Origin of the sequence: Enterococcus sp. DIV0421, assembly GCF_051713745.1 — a bacterium.
Classification (GTDB): Bacteria; Bacillota; Bacilli; order Lactobacillales; family Enterococcaceae; genus Enterococcus_D; species Enterococcus_D casseliflavus.
Window position 1 is genome coordinate 639234 of the sequence record NZ_JBIOQM010000002.1, and the last position, 17096, is coordinate 656329.

Here is a 17096-nt window from a genome sequence, read left to right on the forward strand (position 1 = left end):
TTAGTAGGAATTCATTCAGGAGGAACAAGAGATGAGAAAAAAAGAACGGCATCGCTTGATTACACGATTGTTAAGTGAACAAGATATTCAGAAACAAGAAGATTTTGTCGAGTTGTTAAAAGATCGCGGCGTCTCAGTCACACAAGCAACCATATCAAGGGATATCAAGGAATTGAAGTTAGTGAAAGTTCCTTCCCAAAAAGGCGGCTATCGCTATAGTATTCCACAAGAGACAACGGAAGACGTGAGTGGTAAACTAGATAAAATCCTAAAAACGGCGTTTGTTTCTGTCGATCGAATGGACAAATTTGTGATCCTGCGCACACTGCCTGGCAATGCTTCGGCTTTGGCGAATTTGATCGATAAGCGTTATGCCAAAGAGTTATTTGGCACGCTAAACGATGATGACAACGTCTTGATGATCACTAGAACAGAAGCAGATACCGAGAACCTATTCAAGGATTTCCAACGTTACGTATAAAAGAGGAGGCAAGGGATGCTTTTAGAATTGTCGATCCAAAATTTTGCGATTATCTCCAACTTGCACCTGTCTTTTCATGAGGGGATGACGGCTCTAACAGGTGAAACAGGTGCTGGGAAATCAATCATTATCGATGCGATGGGCTTACTAGCAGGTGGCAGAGGATCCAGTGACTATTTGCGTCAAGGCGCAGAAAAATGCCGTTTGGAAGGGATTTTTGAATGGCCGAATCAGCAGGAGTTCAAAGAGCTGACCGCAGATCTGGGTATTGATGAAGAGGAAGTTCTGATCGTACAACGGGATATCTCTCAATCGGGTAAAACTATTTGTCGTGTAAATGGTCGAACTGTTACCTTGTCGGTTTTGCGCCAAATCGGCTTGTTTTTAGTTGATATCCAAGGACAAAATGAGCATCAAGAGCTGCTGCAGCCAGAAAAACATTTGGCGTTGATGGATGGTTTTGGAGATGATGCCTTTAAAGCGGAACTTGCAAGTTACCGTCAAGCCTATCAAGCCTATCGCTCCTTAGAAAAACATGTGCGGACCATTCAAGAAAATGAACAGCTCTATGTGCAGCGAATGGACATGCTGCGTTTTCAACAAGAAGAGATCGCCCAAGCGGAATTGATGGAAAATGAAGAAGAGCAGCTGATCGATGAACGAGAAAAACTGACCAATTATCAAAAAATCGTGGATGCTCTAGGGCAAAGCTATGGCGCTCTATCCGCCGAAGAAGTTAATAGCCTAGATGGAGTCAGTGTGGCATTATCAGAGATCCAGTCGATCGCCCATCTTGATCCTGCGTATGAAAAAATCAGTGAAGCGATCCAAAGTGCGTATTACTTGTTGCAAGATGCAGCCACTGATATTTCGCGGCAAGTCGACAACCTTGAATTAGATGAAGGCCGACTGGAAGAAGTCATTTCACGGCTGGAAACGATTCGTCAATTGAAGCGCAAATACGGGGAGTCAATTCCTGTGATTCTTGCTTATTATGACGAGATCAGCAAAGAAATCAGCGAATCAGCCTATACGGAAGGTCAGTTGGAGCAATTAGAAGAAGAGCTTGCCCAAAAAGCTGAAGCAGTTTGGCAGCTGGCGGAAGCCTTGCACGTCAAACGACGTGAATTGGCTCATCGTTTAGAAAAAGAAATCGTTCAAGAGTTAAAAGAGCTGTATATGGAGCACGCGCAATTTGAAGTACGGTTTGCATCTGGCTCAAAACAATTAAGCAGCAGCGGCTTTGATACCGTGGAGTTTTATTTGACCACCAACCCCGGTGAAGGCATGAAACCGTTAGTGCGAGTTGCTTCTGGAGGAGAGCTTTCCCGAATCTTATTAGCGCTTAAATCGATTTTCTCCCGCAAGCAAGGAATCACTAGTATTGTCTTTGATGAGGTGGATACTGGGGTCAGTGGCCGAGTAGCCCAGGCGATCGCCGAAAAAATCGCCAAGATCGCTGCGAATTCGCAAGTCTTGTGTATCACCCACTTGCCGCAAGTAGCGGCTGTGGCGGACAATCAATATTTTATCGAAAAAGCAATTCAAGAAGGTCGGACAGAAACCCATGTCCGTAAATTATCAGAAGAAGAACGAGTGGCTGAGATCGCCCGTATGCTCTCAGGTGCAGAAATCACCGATTTAACAATCGAACATGCACGAGAACTATTGGCGCTGGCTCACCGATAAAAATTGGAAACACTTATAGAAAGATTCAGGAGATGATGGACCCGCAAGTTTCGTCTGCCATCCTTTCCTGATCTTCTTTTTTGCAGGAGGACATGATGAGAAAAAGAACAAAAGTCTTGATCGGTGTATTGATCACCGTTGTTATTTTAATTATTGCCGGTTGGGTCGGTTGGCAACAACTGCATTACCCAGCAGTGGATGCTGCAGTTACAGCTGCGAAAGAGGCAGATGAGGAGGGAAATGTCCTCTATTTTGCTGGAGATGAAGAAAAGCCTTTGGTTATTTTCTATCCTGGTGCGCTTGTCGATGCCGAAAGCTATAGTGTATGGGCAGCAGGTTTAGCGGAAAAAGGCTATCCTGTCGCGATCGTTAAAATGCCCTTTAACATGGCTGTTTTAGCAGGCAATCGTGCAGAAGAGGTCTTGAAAGAAATTCCCCATAGCTCCTATGTCATTGGTGGTCATTCATTAGGTGGCGTCATGGCAAGCCGTTTTGCAGCGAATCAGTTGGCTGAAAACGACAACGAGTTAAAAGGCGTCTTTTTCTTTGCTAGTTACCCAGATGAAAAAGGATCCTTAGCTGATCAATCGATTGCTGTGTTGTCACTCTCAGGCAGTCATGACCAAGTAGTGAATCAGGAAAATTGGCAAGCTGCCCGCAGCCTCCTTCCAGAAACTACGACGTTCCAAACGATCGAAGGCGGCATTCATGCTGGCTTTGGTACCTATGGGGTACAAAAAGGAGAAGCAGCAGCGGATCTACCAAATGAAGCACAGCAAGAAGCCATCATTGAGCAGATGGCGGCATGGTTAAGTGAATTAGAATAAAAAAAAGACGGCAGAAGATGCATAGGAATGCTTCTTTCTGCCGTTTCGATTCAACAGACATTTTGGGGAAATGTTGATGAAATCGTGAAAACGCTGAACATAACAACATATTGTACTTGATTGGGGAAGCAAGATTAATAATTATGTTCTTTTTAAAATACGTTTCCTCTCACAGTATAGCACAGCATACCTTCTGGATGCACGTAATTTAATTAAGAAATCTTGTCATTTTATTTACAAAATAGTTATTTTGTAAAAGAAAAAAAGCGTTTTAAATAAAGGATCAGACTCAGCTTAAGAAAAAAAAGCAAATAATAATTTTCATTGATTTCAACTAATGGTAAAATGAAAATAATTGATTTTTACAATCAATGACTTTCGAAAGTACAAGGAGCGTTATGATGAAAAAATTAAAACTTCTAAGTCCTATCATCGGATTGGTTATTTTACTCTCAGGATGTGCAAGCTGGGCAGATCGAGGAGAATCGATCACAGCAGTCGGGTCTTCTGCCTTGCAGCCACTCGTAGAAACCGTTGCGGAAGAATTTCAAAACTCAAATCCTGGGCGATTTATCAATGTCCAAGGAGGCGGGAGCGGCACTGGGTTAAGTCAAGTCCAAGCAGGCGCAGTCGATATTGGGAATTCTGATTTGTTTGCAGAAGAAAAGCCAGGGATCGATGCGGATGCACTCGTTGACCACCGAGTGGCAACGGTGGGTATCACACCGATCGTCAACAAAGGCGTCGGGATCACGGATATTTCAACAGAGGACTTAAAAAATATCTTCTTAGGAAATATTACAAATTGGCGTGAAGTTGGTGGAAATGATCTGCCCATCGTTTTGTTGAATCGGGCGACTGGAAGCGGCACGAGAAGTACGTTTGAAAAATGGATCATGGATGGTGAAACAGCGATTCCTTCCCAAGAGCAAGATTCTAGTGGGATGGTCCGTTCGATCGTTTCAGATACACCAGGCGCCATCAGTTATGTTGCATTTTCTTATGTGACAGATGAAGTCAACGTCCTTTCGATCGATGGGGTTCAACCAACGATTGAAAATGTAACGACCAATGATTGGAAAGTTTGGGCTTACGAGCATATGTATACAAAAGGAGAACCAACGGGATTGACCGCTGAATTTCTCGAATATATGCTTTCTGATGAAGTACAAGAGCATATCGTCGGGGATCTGGGTTATATTCCAATTTCCATCATGCAGGTGGAAAGAGATTGGGAAGGCAACATCGTCGAGTAATCTTTACACAAAATTTACACAAGCTTTAACAGAAATTGATGTTGAACCGATAAACTAATGGTTATGAGTTTAGTTTGATTTTTGAGGAGGAACCCTCGTGGAAAATGTAAAAGAAGTGTTAACAAAAAAATCCAAGCGCGCAAGAATGGAACAAAGAGGAAAGCTGGTTAGCTTTCTATGTATTGCGTTGATTGTATTGGTTGTGATCTCCATTTTTTATTTCGTTGCTAGCCGTGGATTAGCGACATTCTTTGTAGACAAAGTCAATGTTTTCGACTTTTTGTTTGGTACGCAATGGAATCCAAGTGCTGTTGGTCCTGATGGACAACCATTAGTAGGTGCTTTACCGATGATCCTTGGTTCGTTCTTCGTAACCTTCCTATCAGCGATCGTCGCAACACCATTTGCGATCGGTGCAGCAGTCTTTATGGTGGAGATCTCCCCTCGTAACGGAGAGAAGATTTTGCAGCCCGTCATCGAACTATTAGTCGGTATTCCTTCTGTAGTTTATGGTTTTATCGGTTTGTCTGTCATTGTACCAGCAGTCCGTTCTGTTTTTGGCGGTACAGGGTTTGGGATCTTGGCGGGGACCTTTGTCCTATTTATCATGATTTTGCCGACAGTGACTACGATGACTGTCGATGCGTTACGGGCAGTCCCTCGGCACTACCGTGAGGCATCCTTAGCTTTAGGGGCAACACGCTGGCAAACGATCTATAAAGTTGTTTTACGAGCAGCTGTCCCTGGGATTTTAACGGCGGTTGTTTTCGGAATGGCTCGCGCATTTGGGGAAGCATTGGCGATCCAAATGGTTATCGGTAATGCGGCATTGATGCCGACGAGCTTAGTGACACCTGCATCAACATTGACATCGATCTTAACCATGGGTATTGGGAATACGATCATGGGAACAGTCCAAAACAACGTTCTATGGTCATTAGCCTTGATTCTCTTATTGATGTCCTTACTATTTAACATTGTCATTCGCTTTATTGGGAAGAAAGGAGCATTGAAATAATGAATGCAAAACGTTCAGATAAAATTGCTACCGGCGTCTTGTATGCTGTTGCTGGAGTCATTGTTTTGATTTTGGCTTCCTTACTATTGTACATTTTGGTACGTGGTATTCCCCATATCAATTGGGAGTTTCTGACTTCTTCTTCAAAAGCGTATCAAGAAGGTGGCGGGATCGGCATCCAATTGTTCAATTCCCTATACTTGCTTTTAGTGACAATGATCATTAGTTTTCCGATTTCTTTAGGAGCGGGGATCTACTTATCAGAATATGCGAAGAAAAACTGGTTGACGGATATCATTCGGACATCGATCGAAATCTTGAGTTCACTGCCTTCTGTGGTTGTCGGTCTTTTTGGTTTCTTGGTCTTTGTTATCCAGTTTGGTTATGGCTTTTCGATCATTTCAGGTGCCTTGGCATTGACTTTCTTCAATTTGCCACTATTGACTAGAAATGTGGAAGAATCTCTACAAGCGATTCATTATACGCAGCGTGAAGCGGGCTTGTCTTTAGGCTTATCCCGTTGGGAAACTGTCACACGCATCATTGTCCCAGAAGCAACACCAGGGATTTTGACTGGGGTCATTCTAAGTTCTGGTCGGATTTTTGGTGAAGCGGCAGCGCTGATCTACACTGCAGGACAAAGTGCACCGGCCCTTGATTTTACAAACTGGAATCCATTGAGTGTTTCCAGCCCGATCGGTCTTTTCCGACAAGCGGAGACGCTGGCAGTCCATATTTGGAAAATCAATACAGAAGGTACGATGCCTGATGGCGCTCAAGTTTCAGCCGGGGCTTCGGCGGTATTGATCATTGCCGTCTTGCTATTTAACTTTGGCGCCCGTGTAGCTGGCAAACGGTTGTACAAGAAAATGACGTCAGCATAAGGAGAATGACAGTATGAACGATTACAATTGGGACGATCGAAATATCATTACCTTCGATAAACCAGAAGATGTGGCGCTTTATACCACTGACTTGCATGTATGGTATGGATCAAATGAAGCCATCAAAGGCATTGATCTACAATTTGAAAAAAATAAAATCACCGCATTGATCGGACCTTCCGGTTGCGGTAAATCAACGTATCTGCGTTCTTTGAATCGAATGAATGATGGGATCGCAAATACGAGAGTCACAGGAAACATCATGTATAAAGGAGTCGACGTCAATACAAAAGAAGTCGATGTTTTCGAAATGCGCAAGCGTATCGGCATGGTTTTCCAACGACCAAACCCTTTCAGTAAATCGATCTATGACAACATCGCCTTTGCTTTGCGACGTCATGGAGAAAGAAACAAAAAGAAATTGGATGAAGCAGTCGAAACCAGCTTGAAACAAGCCGCACTTTGGGATCAAGTAAAGGACAGCTTAGACAAAAGTGCTTTGGCATTGTCCGGTGGACAGCAGCAACGTCTGTGTATTGCTCGAGCAATTGCGATGAAACCAGATATTTTGCTTCTAGATGAACCAGCTAGTGCCCTTGATCCAATCTCGACCGGGACAGTGGAAGAAACTCTTATCAACTTGAAAAACGACTATTCTATCATCATCGTGACCCATAATATGCAGCAAGCTGCTCGGATCAGCGATTATACTGCCTTTTTCTACTTAGGAAATGCGATCGAGTACGATGAGACCCGTAAGATATTTACTCGTCCAAAAATTAAAGCAACAGAAGATTACGTATCCGGTCATTTTGGCTGAGCCGATTCGATCAGTAAACGGAGGCAAAACAATGGCAGAAGAAATTATTACATCGAAAGATCTGCATTTATACTACGGAAAAAAAGAAGCATTAAAAGGAATCGACCTTTCCATCAAAAAAGGCGAGATCACAGCAATGATCGGACCTTCAGGTTGTGGGAAATCGACCTACTTGCGTTCTCTTAATCGAATGAATGATTTGATCCCTGGTGTGACAATTACAGGAAGTGTTGTCTATAAAGGGAAAGACATTTATAGTCCAAAGCAAGACATCGTTGATTTGCGCAAAGAAATCGGGATGGTTTTTCAACAACCGAATCCTTTTCCCTTTTCAATTTACGAAAATGTGATTTATGGGTTAAAATTAAAAGGAGTCACGGACAAGGCGATTCTTGATAAGACGGTAGAAGAAAGCCTGAAAGCAGCTTCTGTCTGGGAAGATGTCAAAGACAAACTTCACCAAAGTGCGCTTTCTTTATCAGGTGGACAACAGCAGCGGGTTTGTATCGCTCGGGTATTGGCTGTCGATCCAGAAATCATTTTGCTGGATGAACCAACCAGTGCGTTAGACCCCATTTCATCAGGGAAAATCGAGAATACCCTTCTAGCACTGAAAGAACGCTACACCATGATCATCGTGACTCACAACATGTCACAAGCTTCAAGAATCTCAGATAAAACCGCGTTCTTTTTGGACGGTAACTTGATCGAGTTCAATGACACGAAAAAAGTGTTCCTAAGTCCAAGCAAAAAAGAAACAGAAGATTATATCTCAGGAAGATTTGGTTAGGAGGAAAAGGGATGTTGCGTACACAATTTGAAGAAGAATTATTAAATTTACACAATCAATTTTATGAAATGGGGATGCTAGTCAGCAGTGCCATTCATAAATCTGTGCGAGCATATGTCAGACATGACAAAGAAATTGCGCAGGAAGTAATTGAAAATGATTTGGCGATCAACAATATGGAAGTTCGTTTAGAAAAAAAGAGCTTTGAGATGATTGCTTTGCAACAACCAGTAACGACCGATCTACGAATGATCATTACTGTAATGAAAGCAAGCTCTGACTTGGAGCGGATGGGGGACCATGCGGTATCCATCGCGAAGTCAACGATTCGGGTCAAAGGCGAAACGCGGATTGCCGAAATCGAAAAAGAAATCTCAGATATGTCGGATTACGTCAAAAAAATGGTTGATAATGTCTTAGTGGCGTATGTAAAAACTGATCAAGATGATGCCCGCATGATCGCTCAAATGGACGATCGGGTCAATGAATATTACAAAGACATTTATTACAAAACGATCGAGAGTATGAAAGAAAATCCAGAAACAGTTGTCAGCGGGACCGATTATTTATCCGTTGCTCAATACTTGGAACGAATCGGTGACTACGTAACGAATATTTGTGAATGGATCGTGTATCTTGCTACTGGGAAAATCAGTGAATTGAATACAAACCGTACGGAAATGATTTAAGAAACAGCTTGGGTTCTTGATCACATATCTCTTTTAAAAGAGATGGGACGGACCGTCGAAAGAAGTTGTCCTTTAAGGAGTAACTTCTCTCGGCGGTCTTTTTGATTTGAAAGAATCGCTTCAATCGATGACGTAAATAGGATAGGCAAATTAGAAAATGGCTCCTCCGTAAAGATGGCCAATGGAAATCGATTCTATCGTCCCTGAAATTTACTAGTTGAGCCGTCTATTCTTTTCGTCGCCGACCTGCAGTGAAAGGAGCAATCACTCATTTACTCTAGCAGGCCTATTCCTTAAGCCTTCTACTAGCTGAAACTTTTGTTTCTATTGGTTTTTCGTGGTACTGTTAATAATAGGAAGGTCGTTTTGAGCCTAGTGTAATGAAGAAAAAGTGTCGGTTTTGCTTGCCAATCTGCAGATTGAGAAAAACTTGGTACTTAAGACCTATGACACTTTTGCAAAAACAAGGCATAATAGGTTCGTAAGCTAAACTTGCAATCACACATTTGCTGAAGGAGGCAATTTCCATGAACGAAAGAGAACGTATATTGGATCTAGTAAAAAAAGGTGTGCTTTCTACAGAAGAAGCCTTGGATTTACTAGAAGGTATGGCAAAAGCCAAAGACGAAAAACAAATTAACAAAGCTGCTGCTGAGGTAACCGCGGATAAGAATGCGACAAGCCCATTTGATGATACTGAAAACGACGATGAGATGTTCACGTTTGACGGCGAAGAAAAACTTCGTCAAAACGAAGCGCAAGACAAAGAAAATCTTGAAAAGATTCTCGATGGTTTAGCAACGGAAGCCAACCAAGCATCTGCTGAGTTGGACGAAATCAATGCTGAAATTCTTGGCGTCAAAGAAGAATTAAAAGAAGCACAAGAAACACTGATGCAATTGAACACCAAAGAAGAGTTGGATCAATTGTCAGAAGATGAATTGGCTACGCGTCACGAAACAGAAGCGACCATTACTGCCTTGGAAGAAACCTTAGATGGTTTATCTGAAGAAAAAGCAGAATTGGAAGCAAAATTAAAAAATATTCGCAAAGACCAATGGTCTCAAACAAAAGAAAAAATTTCTCAAAAATTAGATATTCCAGAGGATTGGAAAGAGCAAGCGACTGACACCTTTAACCAAGTAAGTGAAAAAATGGTCGATGCCAGCACACACTTCGGACACTTCTTGAAGAAAACGGTTCGGGCAGTGACAGAGTCAGTCAATGACAACATGGAATGGAAAGACATCAACTTGAAAGTTCCTGGTGTTGCAGCGACAAAATTTGAGCACACATTCAGCTATGATGAAACGGCAGCGACATTGATCGATGTGAAATTGGCAAACGGCAATGTTTCCTTCCAATTATGGGATGAACCAGGTGTCAAAGTAGATGCCAAAATCAAACTATATGGTAAAATGGATGCGGCGGAGCCTTTCGATGCTTTTGAAGCAAGAAGCCAAATCAATGTCGATGATGAACGCATCTCTTTCCAAATTCCCAACAAACGCATTCGTGCCGATCTCGTTTTCTACTTGCCAAAACGTACCTATGATCATGTGGCAGTGAAATTGTTGAACGGCAATGTTACATTCAATGAATTGGATGCGAAAGATGTCTATACAAAATCAACAAACGGCAATATCGATTTCCGCAAAGTAAACGCATCGATGTTAGAGATTGAAGGCGTGAATGGAACGATCACTGTTCAAGAGGGTGAGATTTTAGATGCCATTATCGAAACGGTGAACGGCGACGTTACGTTGACAGCAACGCCACAAAATACCGGTATTTCTTTAGTTAACGGCAATATCCGTGTGACCTACAAAGAAGAAACGGTCCAAAAATTAAACGCCAGCTCTGTAAACGGGAATGTCAAAGTAGCATTACCGACAGGAATCGGTTTTGAAGGGATCGCAAAAACAAGTTTAGGTAGCATCAACAATCGTTTAAGCGAGATGGAAGTTGTGCGTGAGAAAAAAGAACGCCTAAACCAACTATTGCAATTCCGTCGGGTTGCCGATAAAGTCGCTCAAATTGATCTATCCACAACAACAGGAAATGTCTTTATCAAAGATACAGACAAATAAGAATCGCTGGGTTTACACTCATTAAAGAAAAGAAGGAAGGTGTAGATAAATGAACAAAAAATTAACAAAATCAGCCAATAACGTTGTCATTACAGGTACTCTAGGGGGGCTGGCAGAATACTTGCGAATTGATCCAACCATCGTTCGCGTGATCTATGTCTTTCTATCTTTAGTGACTGCTGCGTTTCCTGGAATCACTTTATATATCATCATGGCGGTCTTGATTCCTTCTGGTCGCAAGAGTACCTCAGGATATGGCCACGACAATCACTACTACAAGCAAAACAAATACAATGAAGCAAATCGTCCCCGTAAAGAAGCGGAAAAGGTGGAGGATGAGGACTGGAGTGACTTCTAGTGTCTTATTTTCAACGGCTTATCATGAATACATTGACGTTTGTCACATTGGCGGTTCTATTACCAAATATGATCCATGTTCAAAGCATTATGACTGCAGTGATCGCCAGTTTCGTACTGTCGATCCTGAATGCTTTGATTAAACCAATTCTGATCGTCATTTCATTTCCATTGACTTTACTGACGCTTGGTTTCTTCACTTTTGTGATCAATGCGCTCATGCTGAATTTGACTTCATATTTTGTTGGGTCAGCCAACTTCGGCTTATCCTCGTTTGGGGCAGCGCTATTAGTGGCACTGATCATGTCAGTGATCAATATGATCGTGACTGAACACCATATCGAAAAATATTCACGTTAAAAAGACGTTTCACGTGTTCTCCCACTAGCTATGAAGCTAGTGGAGAAACGGAAACGTCTTTTTTTAGTTTAACTGTTCTTCTTTGATAGCAGCAAGGTACGTATCTACTGCCTGTAACGTCTCATCAAGCGCCCCTTTTTCAAAAGGTGAACGCAAATGAGCAAGAGACAGGATCTCAAGGAATGTTTTCGTGCCGCCGACTTCGCAGATGGCCAAATAATCTTGCCAAGCGGTTTCGTCTTTTGCCACGATGAATCGATACCAAAATTGGAACGCACACACTTGCGCCAATGTATAATCGATATAATAGAAAGGTGATTCAAAAATATGCCCTTGTCTAAACCAATACAAGCCACGATCAAGGTCTGGATATTCTGAATAATCCCGTTCTGGGCAATATTGGCGCTCTAATTCCCGCCAACGGGCTTTGCGCTGTGCTGGTGACCACTCAGGATGCTCATAAACCTCTTGTTGGAAGTGATCCACTAAAACGCCATAAGGCAGAAATTGCAGGCTGCTAGCAAGATGCGCAAATTTGTATTTTTCTGTTTCTTCTTCAAAAAAAGCATCCATCCATGGCCAGGCGATAAACTCCATCGACATTGAATGGATCTCGCAAGACTCATAATTGGGAAAGAGAATTTCCGGTTCTTTGATCCAACGAGAGCGAAAGGCTTGAAACGCGTGGCCAGCTTCGTGGGTCAAAACATCGACATCGCCAGAAGTGCCGTTAAAGTTGGCAAAGATAAATGGCGATTGATAGTCTTGGATAAACGTACAATAGCCGCCAGATTGTTTGCCTTTTTTGCTTAGTAGATCAAGTAGGTCATGCTCGACCATAAAATCAAAAAATTCGCCAGTTTCAGGGGATAGTTCCTGATACATCACACGGGCTTTTTCCACTAGTTCTCCAGGAGTTCCTTTAGGCTCTGCGTTACCACTAGGATAAACAAGCGGTAGGTCGGTAAAGGTTGCCTGAGTCAATTGATTACGCTGCGCCTGTCTTTGGTATAGTTTTTGGGTAATTGGGACGACTTTTTCTAAAATTTCCCGACGATAGGTCTCGATCATTGAACGATCATAGTCCCAACGATTCATTTGGGTATCCGCAAAGGCAACATAATTTTCAAAGCCGAGCTTGTGGGCAATCTCGGTACGAACCTTGACCATCTCGTCATAAATTTGATCAAAACGGTCTTCATTTTCCGTGAAGAAAGCCGATTGTTTTTCAAACGCTTCTTTTCGAACACCGCGATCTTTGTTTTCGGTAAATGGTCGCAGTTGTGCGAGGGTATAGGTTTCTCCTTGGAAGTCGATTTGGGCAGAAGCGACCAATTTGCTGTAATCAGAAGCCAATTGGTTTTCTTTTTGAAATAATTCGATCAAGGCCTCATCAAAAAGCTTCACACGGCTTTCGGCAAATAAAAAAAGTGTTTCTGGATATTCGGCTTTTAATTCATCTAAGACAGGTGAAGCCAGGAGTGCTTGATAGAATTGGAAATCCAGAGCTTCAAAATGAGGCTGGTATTCATTCCAAAAGGTGTCTTCTGCTTCATAAAAGGCATCGTTGGTATCGATCGAATAGCGGATCGAAGCCAAGTTCATTGCGGTATCGATCGTTCCTCTTAGTTCGTTCAAAGCATCAAGAGCTTGCTTCGCCTCCGAGAAGGTATCGGCTGACTGAAGGTTTGCTAATGCTTTTTTGAATGTTTCTTGATAAACTGGAAAATCAGGGCGTTGATACTTGTATGCTGAAAATTTCATTAAAAATCCCTCCTTAGTAAAATAATAACACAAACGAAAAAGAATGAGGACTTCTATTGGCGAAGGTAGTAACTTTACTGATAGAATGATAAAATAGAACCAGAGTGTCGTTTACAAGAAACAGCGGCAAGAATCATTGAGAAAAGAGGGAAAACCTATGGCAGAAACCGTCAAAGTTAGCGAGCTGGCGGAGGCTTTAAATTTAGAGATAGTTGAAGGAACTGAAAACAGTTTAGAAAGAGAAATCATTACCGGCGATATTTCCCGACCTGGTTTGGAATTGACGGGTTATTTTAATTACTATTCCCATGATCGTCTGCAATTATTCGGCAGCAAAGAGATCACCTTTGCGGAACGGATGATGCCAGAAGAACGCTTGATGGTGATGCGCAAAATGTGTGCCGAGGATACCCCAGGGTTTATCGTTTCTCGCGGCTTGGAAGTACCAGCAGAAATGATTCAAGCCTGCAAAGAACATGAGATCACAATTTTGCGTTCGCCCATCTCAACCTCACGTCTGCAAGGAGAGCTTTCTAGTTTCCTCGATGGACGCTTAGCCACAAGAACCAGTGTCCATGGGGTATTAGTGGATGTCTATGGGCTAGGTGTTTTGATTCAAGGCGATAGCGGAATTGGGAAAAGCGAAACAGCCTTAGAGTTAATCAAACGTGGGCATCGATTGATCGCTGACGATCGGGTGGATGTGTATAAGCAAGATGAATTGACTTTGGTAGGGGAACCGCCGAAAATCTTGCAGCACTTGATCGAGATCCGCGGAATCGGAATCATCGATGTCATGAATCTTTTTGGTGCCAGTGCCGTACGAGGGTATATGCAGGTTCAAGTAGCGGTGTATTTAGAAGCTTGGGCGAAAGACAAAAAGTATGATCGACTAGGAACCGATGATACGACGGTTGAAATTGGTGGCGTCGATGTACCACAAATCAAGATCCCCGTAAAAACTGGTCGAAATGTTGCGATCATTATCGAAGTCGCTGCCATGAATTTCCGAGCGAAAACGATGGGCTACGATGCAACGAAGACCTTTGAAAATCGATTGACGCAATTGATCGAAGAAAATTCTGGAAACTAGAGAGGATAAGATAGATGTTAGGTTTAGTAAATCGAGTCGCATTTGAACTATTTGGTTTGCCGATTTATTGGTATGCGATCATTATCGTATCAGGCGTGATCATTGCTATGTGGTTAAGCACGAGAGAGGCAGTTCGTGTCGGGCTCAAGCCAGATGATGTGACTGATTTTATGTTGATTGGATTGCCAGTAGCGATCATTGGTGCGCGGCTTTATTATATTCTGTTTGACTTGCAATACTACATTGATGACCCAAGTCAAATTTTCAATATTCGCTCTGGTGGGATCGCGATCTACGGCGCACTGATCGCCGGGGGGATCTGGCTATACTTTTTCTGCCAACGAAATTTTATTTCTCCCTGGACCTTCTTAGACATCGCCGCACCAAGTGTCTTATTGGCACAAGGCATCGGGCGTTGGGGCAACTTTATGAACCATGAAGCATTTGGCGCTGAAGTCAGCCGCTCCTTCTTAGAAAGTTTGTATATACCGAAATTCATTATCGATAATATGTATATCGATGAAGCGTATCGGCAGCCGACCTTTCTTTATGAATCGGTTTGGAACGTGATTGGTTTTATCGTTTTGATCTTCTTGCGTAAGAAAACTGGGTTATTAAAAGAAGGCGAAGTCTTCTTGAGCTACTTGATTTGGTATGGATTCGGGCGCTTCTTTATTGAAGGAATGCGTACTGATAGTTTATACTTATTTGGTGGCATCCGTGTGTCACAGGCACTTTCCGCTTTATTATTCTTCGGAGCGATCGCTTTAATGATCTGGCGCAGGAAAAAACAAGCGTTAAAGGATTACAACCGCAGCTTTGGTAAGAACCAAACGATTATCTAAACAGTTATTTTATCGAAATTATGGTAAAATGATGAAGTGCATGAATTTGCGAAAAGGATAGAGGAGGTTTCCATAGTGAAACAGAAAATCGCCGTCTTAGGTCCCGGATCATGGGGGACTGCTTTGGCACAAGTCTTGTCTGAAAATGGACATGAAGTGACTATTTGGGGGAACAATCCCGCCCAAATCGATGAAATCAATACGTATCATACGAATCGGCATTATTTGCCAGATTTAAAATTACCTGAAAATATCTTAGGCTGTAAAGATTTAGAAGAGGCGATCCAAGATGCCGATGCCGTTTTGTTTGTCGTACCAACTAAAGCGATTCGTGCCGTGGCACAAGAGTTCGCTGAAAAGACAACCGGCAAGCCAGTCATTATCCATGCCTCAAAAGGGTTAGAACAAGGCAGTCATAAACGAATCTCAGAAGTACTTGCCGAAGAGATCCCAGCTGATAAACGGCAAGAAATCGTTGTCTTGTCAGGACCATCTCATGCGGAAGAAGTCGCTGTCCATGATATCACCACGATCACGGCAGCTTCAGAAAATGAAGCGGCTGCTAAGTATGTACAAGAGCTATTTATGAATGATTACTTTAGAATCTACACGAATAACGATGTGATCGGTGTCGAAACTGGCGCCGCTTTGAAAAACATCATCGCCATTGGTGCCGGTGCTATCGCAGGACTTGGCTTTGGGGATGATGCGAAGGCAGCGATCATGACCCGTGGGTTAGCAGAAATCAGTCGTCTTGGTGTGGCAATGGGTGCCAATCCTTTAACCTTTATCGGATTGAGTGGGGTTGGCGATTTGATCGTTACTTGTACCAGTGTCCATTCACGGAATTGGCGTGCAGGAAACCTATTAGGAAAAGGCCATAGCTTAGATGAAGTATTAGACAATATGGGAATGATCGTTGAAGGAGTTTCAACCACCAAAGCTGCCCGCGAATTAGCAGAAGCTTTGTCGGTGGAAATGCCAATCACAGAAACGATTTATTCGGTCTTGTATGAAGGCAAAGACATCAAGCAAGCAGCGAAAGATATTATGCTGCGAGACGGCAAAGAAGAAAACGAATTTTCGGTAGATCAATCATTATGATTAAAGGAGCGAGTCACATGAATGTCAAAAAAGCAGTTATCCCAGCAGCCGGTCTGGGTACCCGATTTTTACCAGCTACAAAAGCAATGGCAAAGGAAATGTTGCCGATCGTTGACAAACCAACGATTCAGTTTATCGTGGAAGAAGCTTTACAATCGGGGATCGAAGATATTTTGATCGTAACAGGGAAAGCAAAGCGTCCGATCGAAGACCATTTCGATGCCAATTTAGAATTAGAGATGAATCTAAAAGAAAAAGGCAAGACGGAGCTTTTGAAATTAGTGGAAGAAACAACTGACGTAAATCTTCACTTCATTCGCCAATCTCATCCGAAAGGATTAGGCCATGCCGTATTACAGGCTCGGGCATTTGTCGGAAACGAACCGTTTGTAGTTATGCTAGGTGATGACTTGATGGAAGATCAAGTACCATTGACGAAACAGTTGATCGATAATTATGAAAAAACGCATGCATCAACGATCGCTGTCATGGATGTTCCTCATGAAGATACATCAAAATACGGGATCATTGATCCTGGTATGGAAGTTGAAAAAGGCTTGTTCAATGTCAAAAACTTTGTTGAAAAACCAGCGCCAGAAAACGCGCCAAGTGATTTAGCAATTATTGGCCGCTACTTGCTGACCCCTGAAATTTTTGATATTTTAGCCAATCAAGAACCAGGTGCTGGTGGCGAGATCCAATTGACGGATGCCATCGACACATTAAACAAAACCCAACGCGTCTTTGCCCATCAATTTACCGGCAAGCGTTACGATGTTGGAGACAAATTCGGTTTCTTAAAAACAAGTATCGAGTATGGTCTAGTGCACCCTGAAGTCAAAGACAACTTGAAAGAGTATTTGATCGAGTTAGGAAAAGAACTAGCTCCGGCTCAAAAAGAAGTCAAAGAAGCACCGAAAGCGTCAAAAAAATAACAAAAACTCCTAAACAAGGCGATTTCTGATGAAATTGCTTTGTTTTTTTATTATTTCCTGTTGAAAGCGGATAATTTTCTTAAAAATGCAGTCT

General features: G+C 42.5%; 17 protein-coding genes. 16 read left to right on the forward strand and 1 reads right to left on the reverse strand.

Features of this window, described 5'->3' with window-relative positions:
- Window positions 1–31 precede the first annotated feature (31 nt).
- The 12 genes from argR to IGI96_RS14165 all read left to right on the forward strand — a co-directional run bounded on the left by argR (window position 32) and on the right by IGI96_RS14165 (window position 11261).
- Complete coding sequence (argR, locus tag IGI96_RS14110) at window positions 32–481, forward strand: arginine repressor (protein WP_005225777.1); 450 nt, start codon at window positions 32–34, stop codon at window positions 479–481.
- A 15-nt stretch (window positions 482–496) separates the two neighbouring features.
- Window positions 497–2170: a DNA repair protein RecN gene (recN, locus tag IGI96_RS14115; RefSeq protein WP_016610293.1), complete on the forward strand. Its 1674-nt coding sequence runs from the start codon at window positions 497–499 to the stop codon at window positions 2168–2170.
- Between the two features lie 95 nt (window positions 2171–2265).
- Window positions 2266–2997, forward strand: a complete 732-nt coding sequence (locus IGI96_RS14120; RefSeq protein WP_176323966.1) for an alpha/beta hydrolase — start codon at window positions 2266–2268, stop codon at window positions 2995–2997.
- Window positions 2998–3398: 401 nt separating this feature from the next.
- Entirely contained in the window at window positions 3399–4253 is an 855-nt protein-coding gene (locus tag IGI96_RS14125; protein ID WP_010748000.1) for a phosphate ABC transporter substrate-binding protein PstS, read from the forward strand.
- A gap of 97 nt (window positions 4254–4350) precedes the next feature.
- Window positions 4351–5271, forward strand: coding sequence for a phosphate ABC transporter permease subunit PstC (gene pstC / locus IGI96_RS14130; RefSeq protein WP_005225781.1), 921 nt, complete (start codon window positions 4351–4353; stop codon window positions 5269–5271).
- Window positions 5271–6155: a phosphate ABC transporter permease PstA gene (gene pstA, locus IGI96_RS14135; RefSeq protein WP_438785230.1), complete on the forward strand. Its 885-nt coding sequence runs from the start codon at window positions 5271–5273 to the stop codon at window positions 6153–6155. The genes pstC and pstA overlap by 1 nt, the downstream gene beginning before the upstream one ends.
- A 13-nt stretch (window positions 6156–6168) precedes the next feature.
- Window positions 6169–6975 carry a phosphate ABC transporter ATP-binding protein PstB gene (gene pstB / locus IGI96_RS14140; protein WP_005225783.1) on the forward strand — a complete coding sequence of 269 codons (807 nt, stop codon included), beginning with the start codon at window positions 6169–6171 and terminating at the stop codon, window positions 6973–6975.
- Window positions 6976–7006: 31 nt separating this feature from the next.
- The gene (gene pstB, locus IGI96_RS14145; RefSeq protein ID WP_005235379.1) at window positions 7007–7765 is read left to right on the forward strand and encodes a phosphate ABC transporter ATP-binding protein PstB; all 759 of its coding nucleotides are present in this window, start codon (window positions 7007–7009) and stop codon (window positions 7763–7765) included.
- An 11-nt stretch (window positions 7766–7776) separates the two neighbouring features.
- On the forward strand, window positions 7777–8454 hold the full coding sequence (phoU, locus tag IGI96_RS14150; protein ID WP_005225785.1) for a phosphate signaling complex protein PhoU: 678 nt from the start codon (window positions 7777–7779) through the stop codon (window positions 8452–8454).
- 527 nt (window positions 8455–8981) lie between these two features.
- On the forward strand, window positions 8982–10544 hold the full coding sequence (liaX, locus tag IGI96_RS14155; RefSeq protein ID WP_074931614.1) for a daptomycin-sensing surface protein LiaX: 1563 nt from the start codon (window positions 8982–8984) through the stop codon (window positions 10542–10544).
- A gap of 49 nt (window positions 10545–10593) precedes the next feature.
- Complete coding sequence (locus IGI96_RS14160; protein WP_010748006.1) at window positions 10594–10902, forward strand: PspC domain-containing protein; 309 nt, start codon at window positions 10594–10596, stop codon at window positions 10900–10902.
- Window positions 10902–11261, forward strand: coding sequence for a phage holin family protein (locus IGI96_RS14165; protein ID WP_086338348.1), 360 nt, complete (start codon window positions 10902–10904; stop codon window positions 11259–11261). The genes IGI96_RS14160 and IGI96_RS14165 overlap by 1 nt, the downstream gene beginning before the upstream one ends.
- A 63-nt stretch (window positions 11262–11324) precedes the next feature.
- Here the strand turns inward: IGI96_RS14165 and IGI96_RS14170 are convergent, their stop codons facing one another.
- Window positions 11325–13025: a M3 family oligoendopeptidase gene (locus IGI96_RS14170; RefSeq protein ID WP_438785231.1), complete on the reverse strand. Its 1701-nt coding sequence runs from the start codon at window positions 13023–13025 to the stop codon at window positions 11325–11327.
- A gap of 157 nt (window positions 13026–13182) precedes the next feature.
- Between IGI96_RS14170 and hprK the strand changes: the two genes are divergently transcribed.
- From hprK to galU, 4 genes are all read left to right on the forward strand, one after another.
- Window positions 13183–14118 (forward strand): HPr(Ser) kinase/phosphatase, encoded by a 936-nt coding sequence (gene hprK, locus IGI96_RS14175; RefSeq protein WP_005225790.1) that lies wholly within the window; start codon window positions 13183–13185, stop codon window positions 14116–14118.
- A 14-nt stretch (window positions 14119–14132) separates the two neighbouring features.
- Window positions 14133–14963, forward strand: coding sequence for a prolipoprotein diacylglyceryl transferase (lgt, locus tag IGI96_RS14180; protein ID WP_074931610.1), 831 nt, complete (start codon window positions 14133–14135; stop codon window positions 14961–14963).
- A gap of 75 nt (window positions 14964–15038) precedes the next feature.
- Entirely contained in the window at window positions 15039–16067 is a 1029-nt protein-coding gene (locus IGI96_RS14185) for an NAD(P)H-dependent glycerol-3-phosphate dehydrogenase (RefSeq protein ID WP_074931607.1), read from the forward strand.
- A 17-nt stretch (window positions 16068–16084) separates the two neighbouring features.
- Window positions 16085–17002, forward strand: coding sequence for a UTP--glucose-1-phosphate uridylyltransferase GalU (galU, locus tag IGI96_RS14190; RefSeq protein WP_074931604.1), 918 nt, complete (start codon window positions 16085–16087; stop codon window positions 17000–17002).
- Window positions 17003–17096 lie beyond the last annotated feature (94 nt).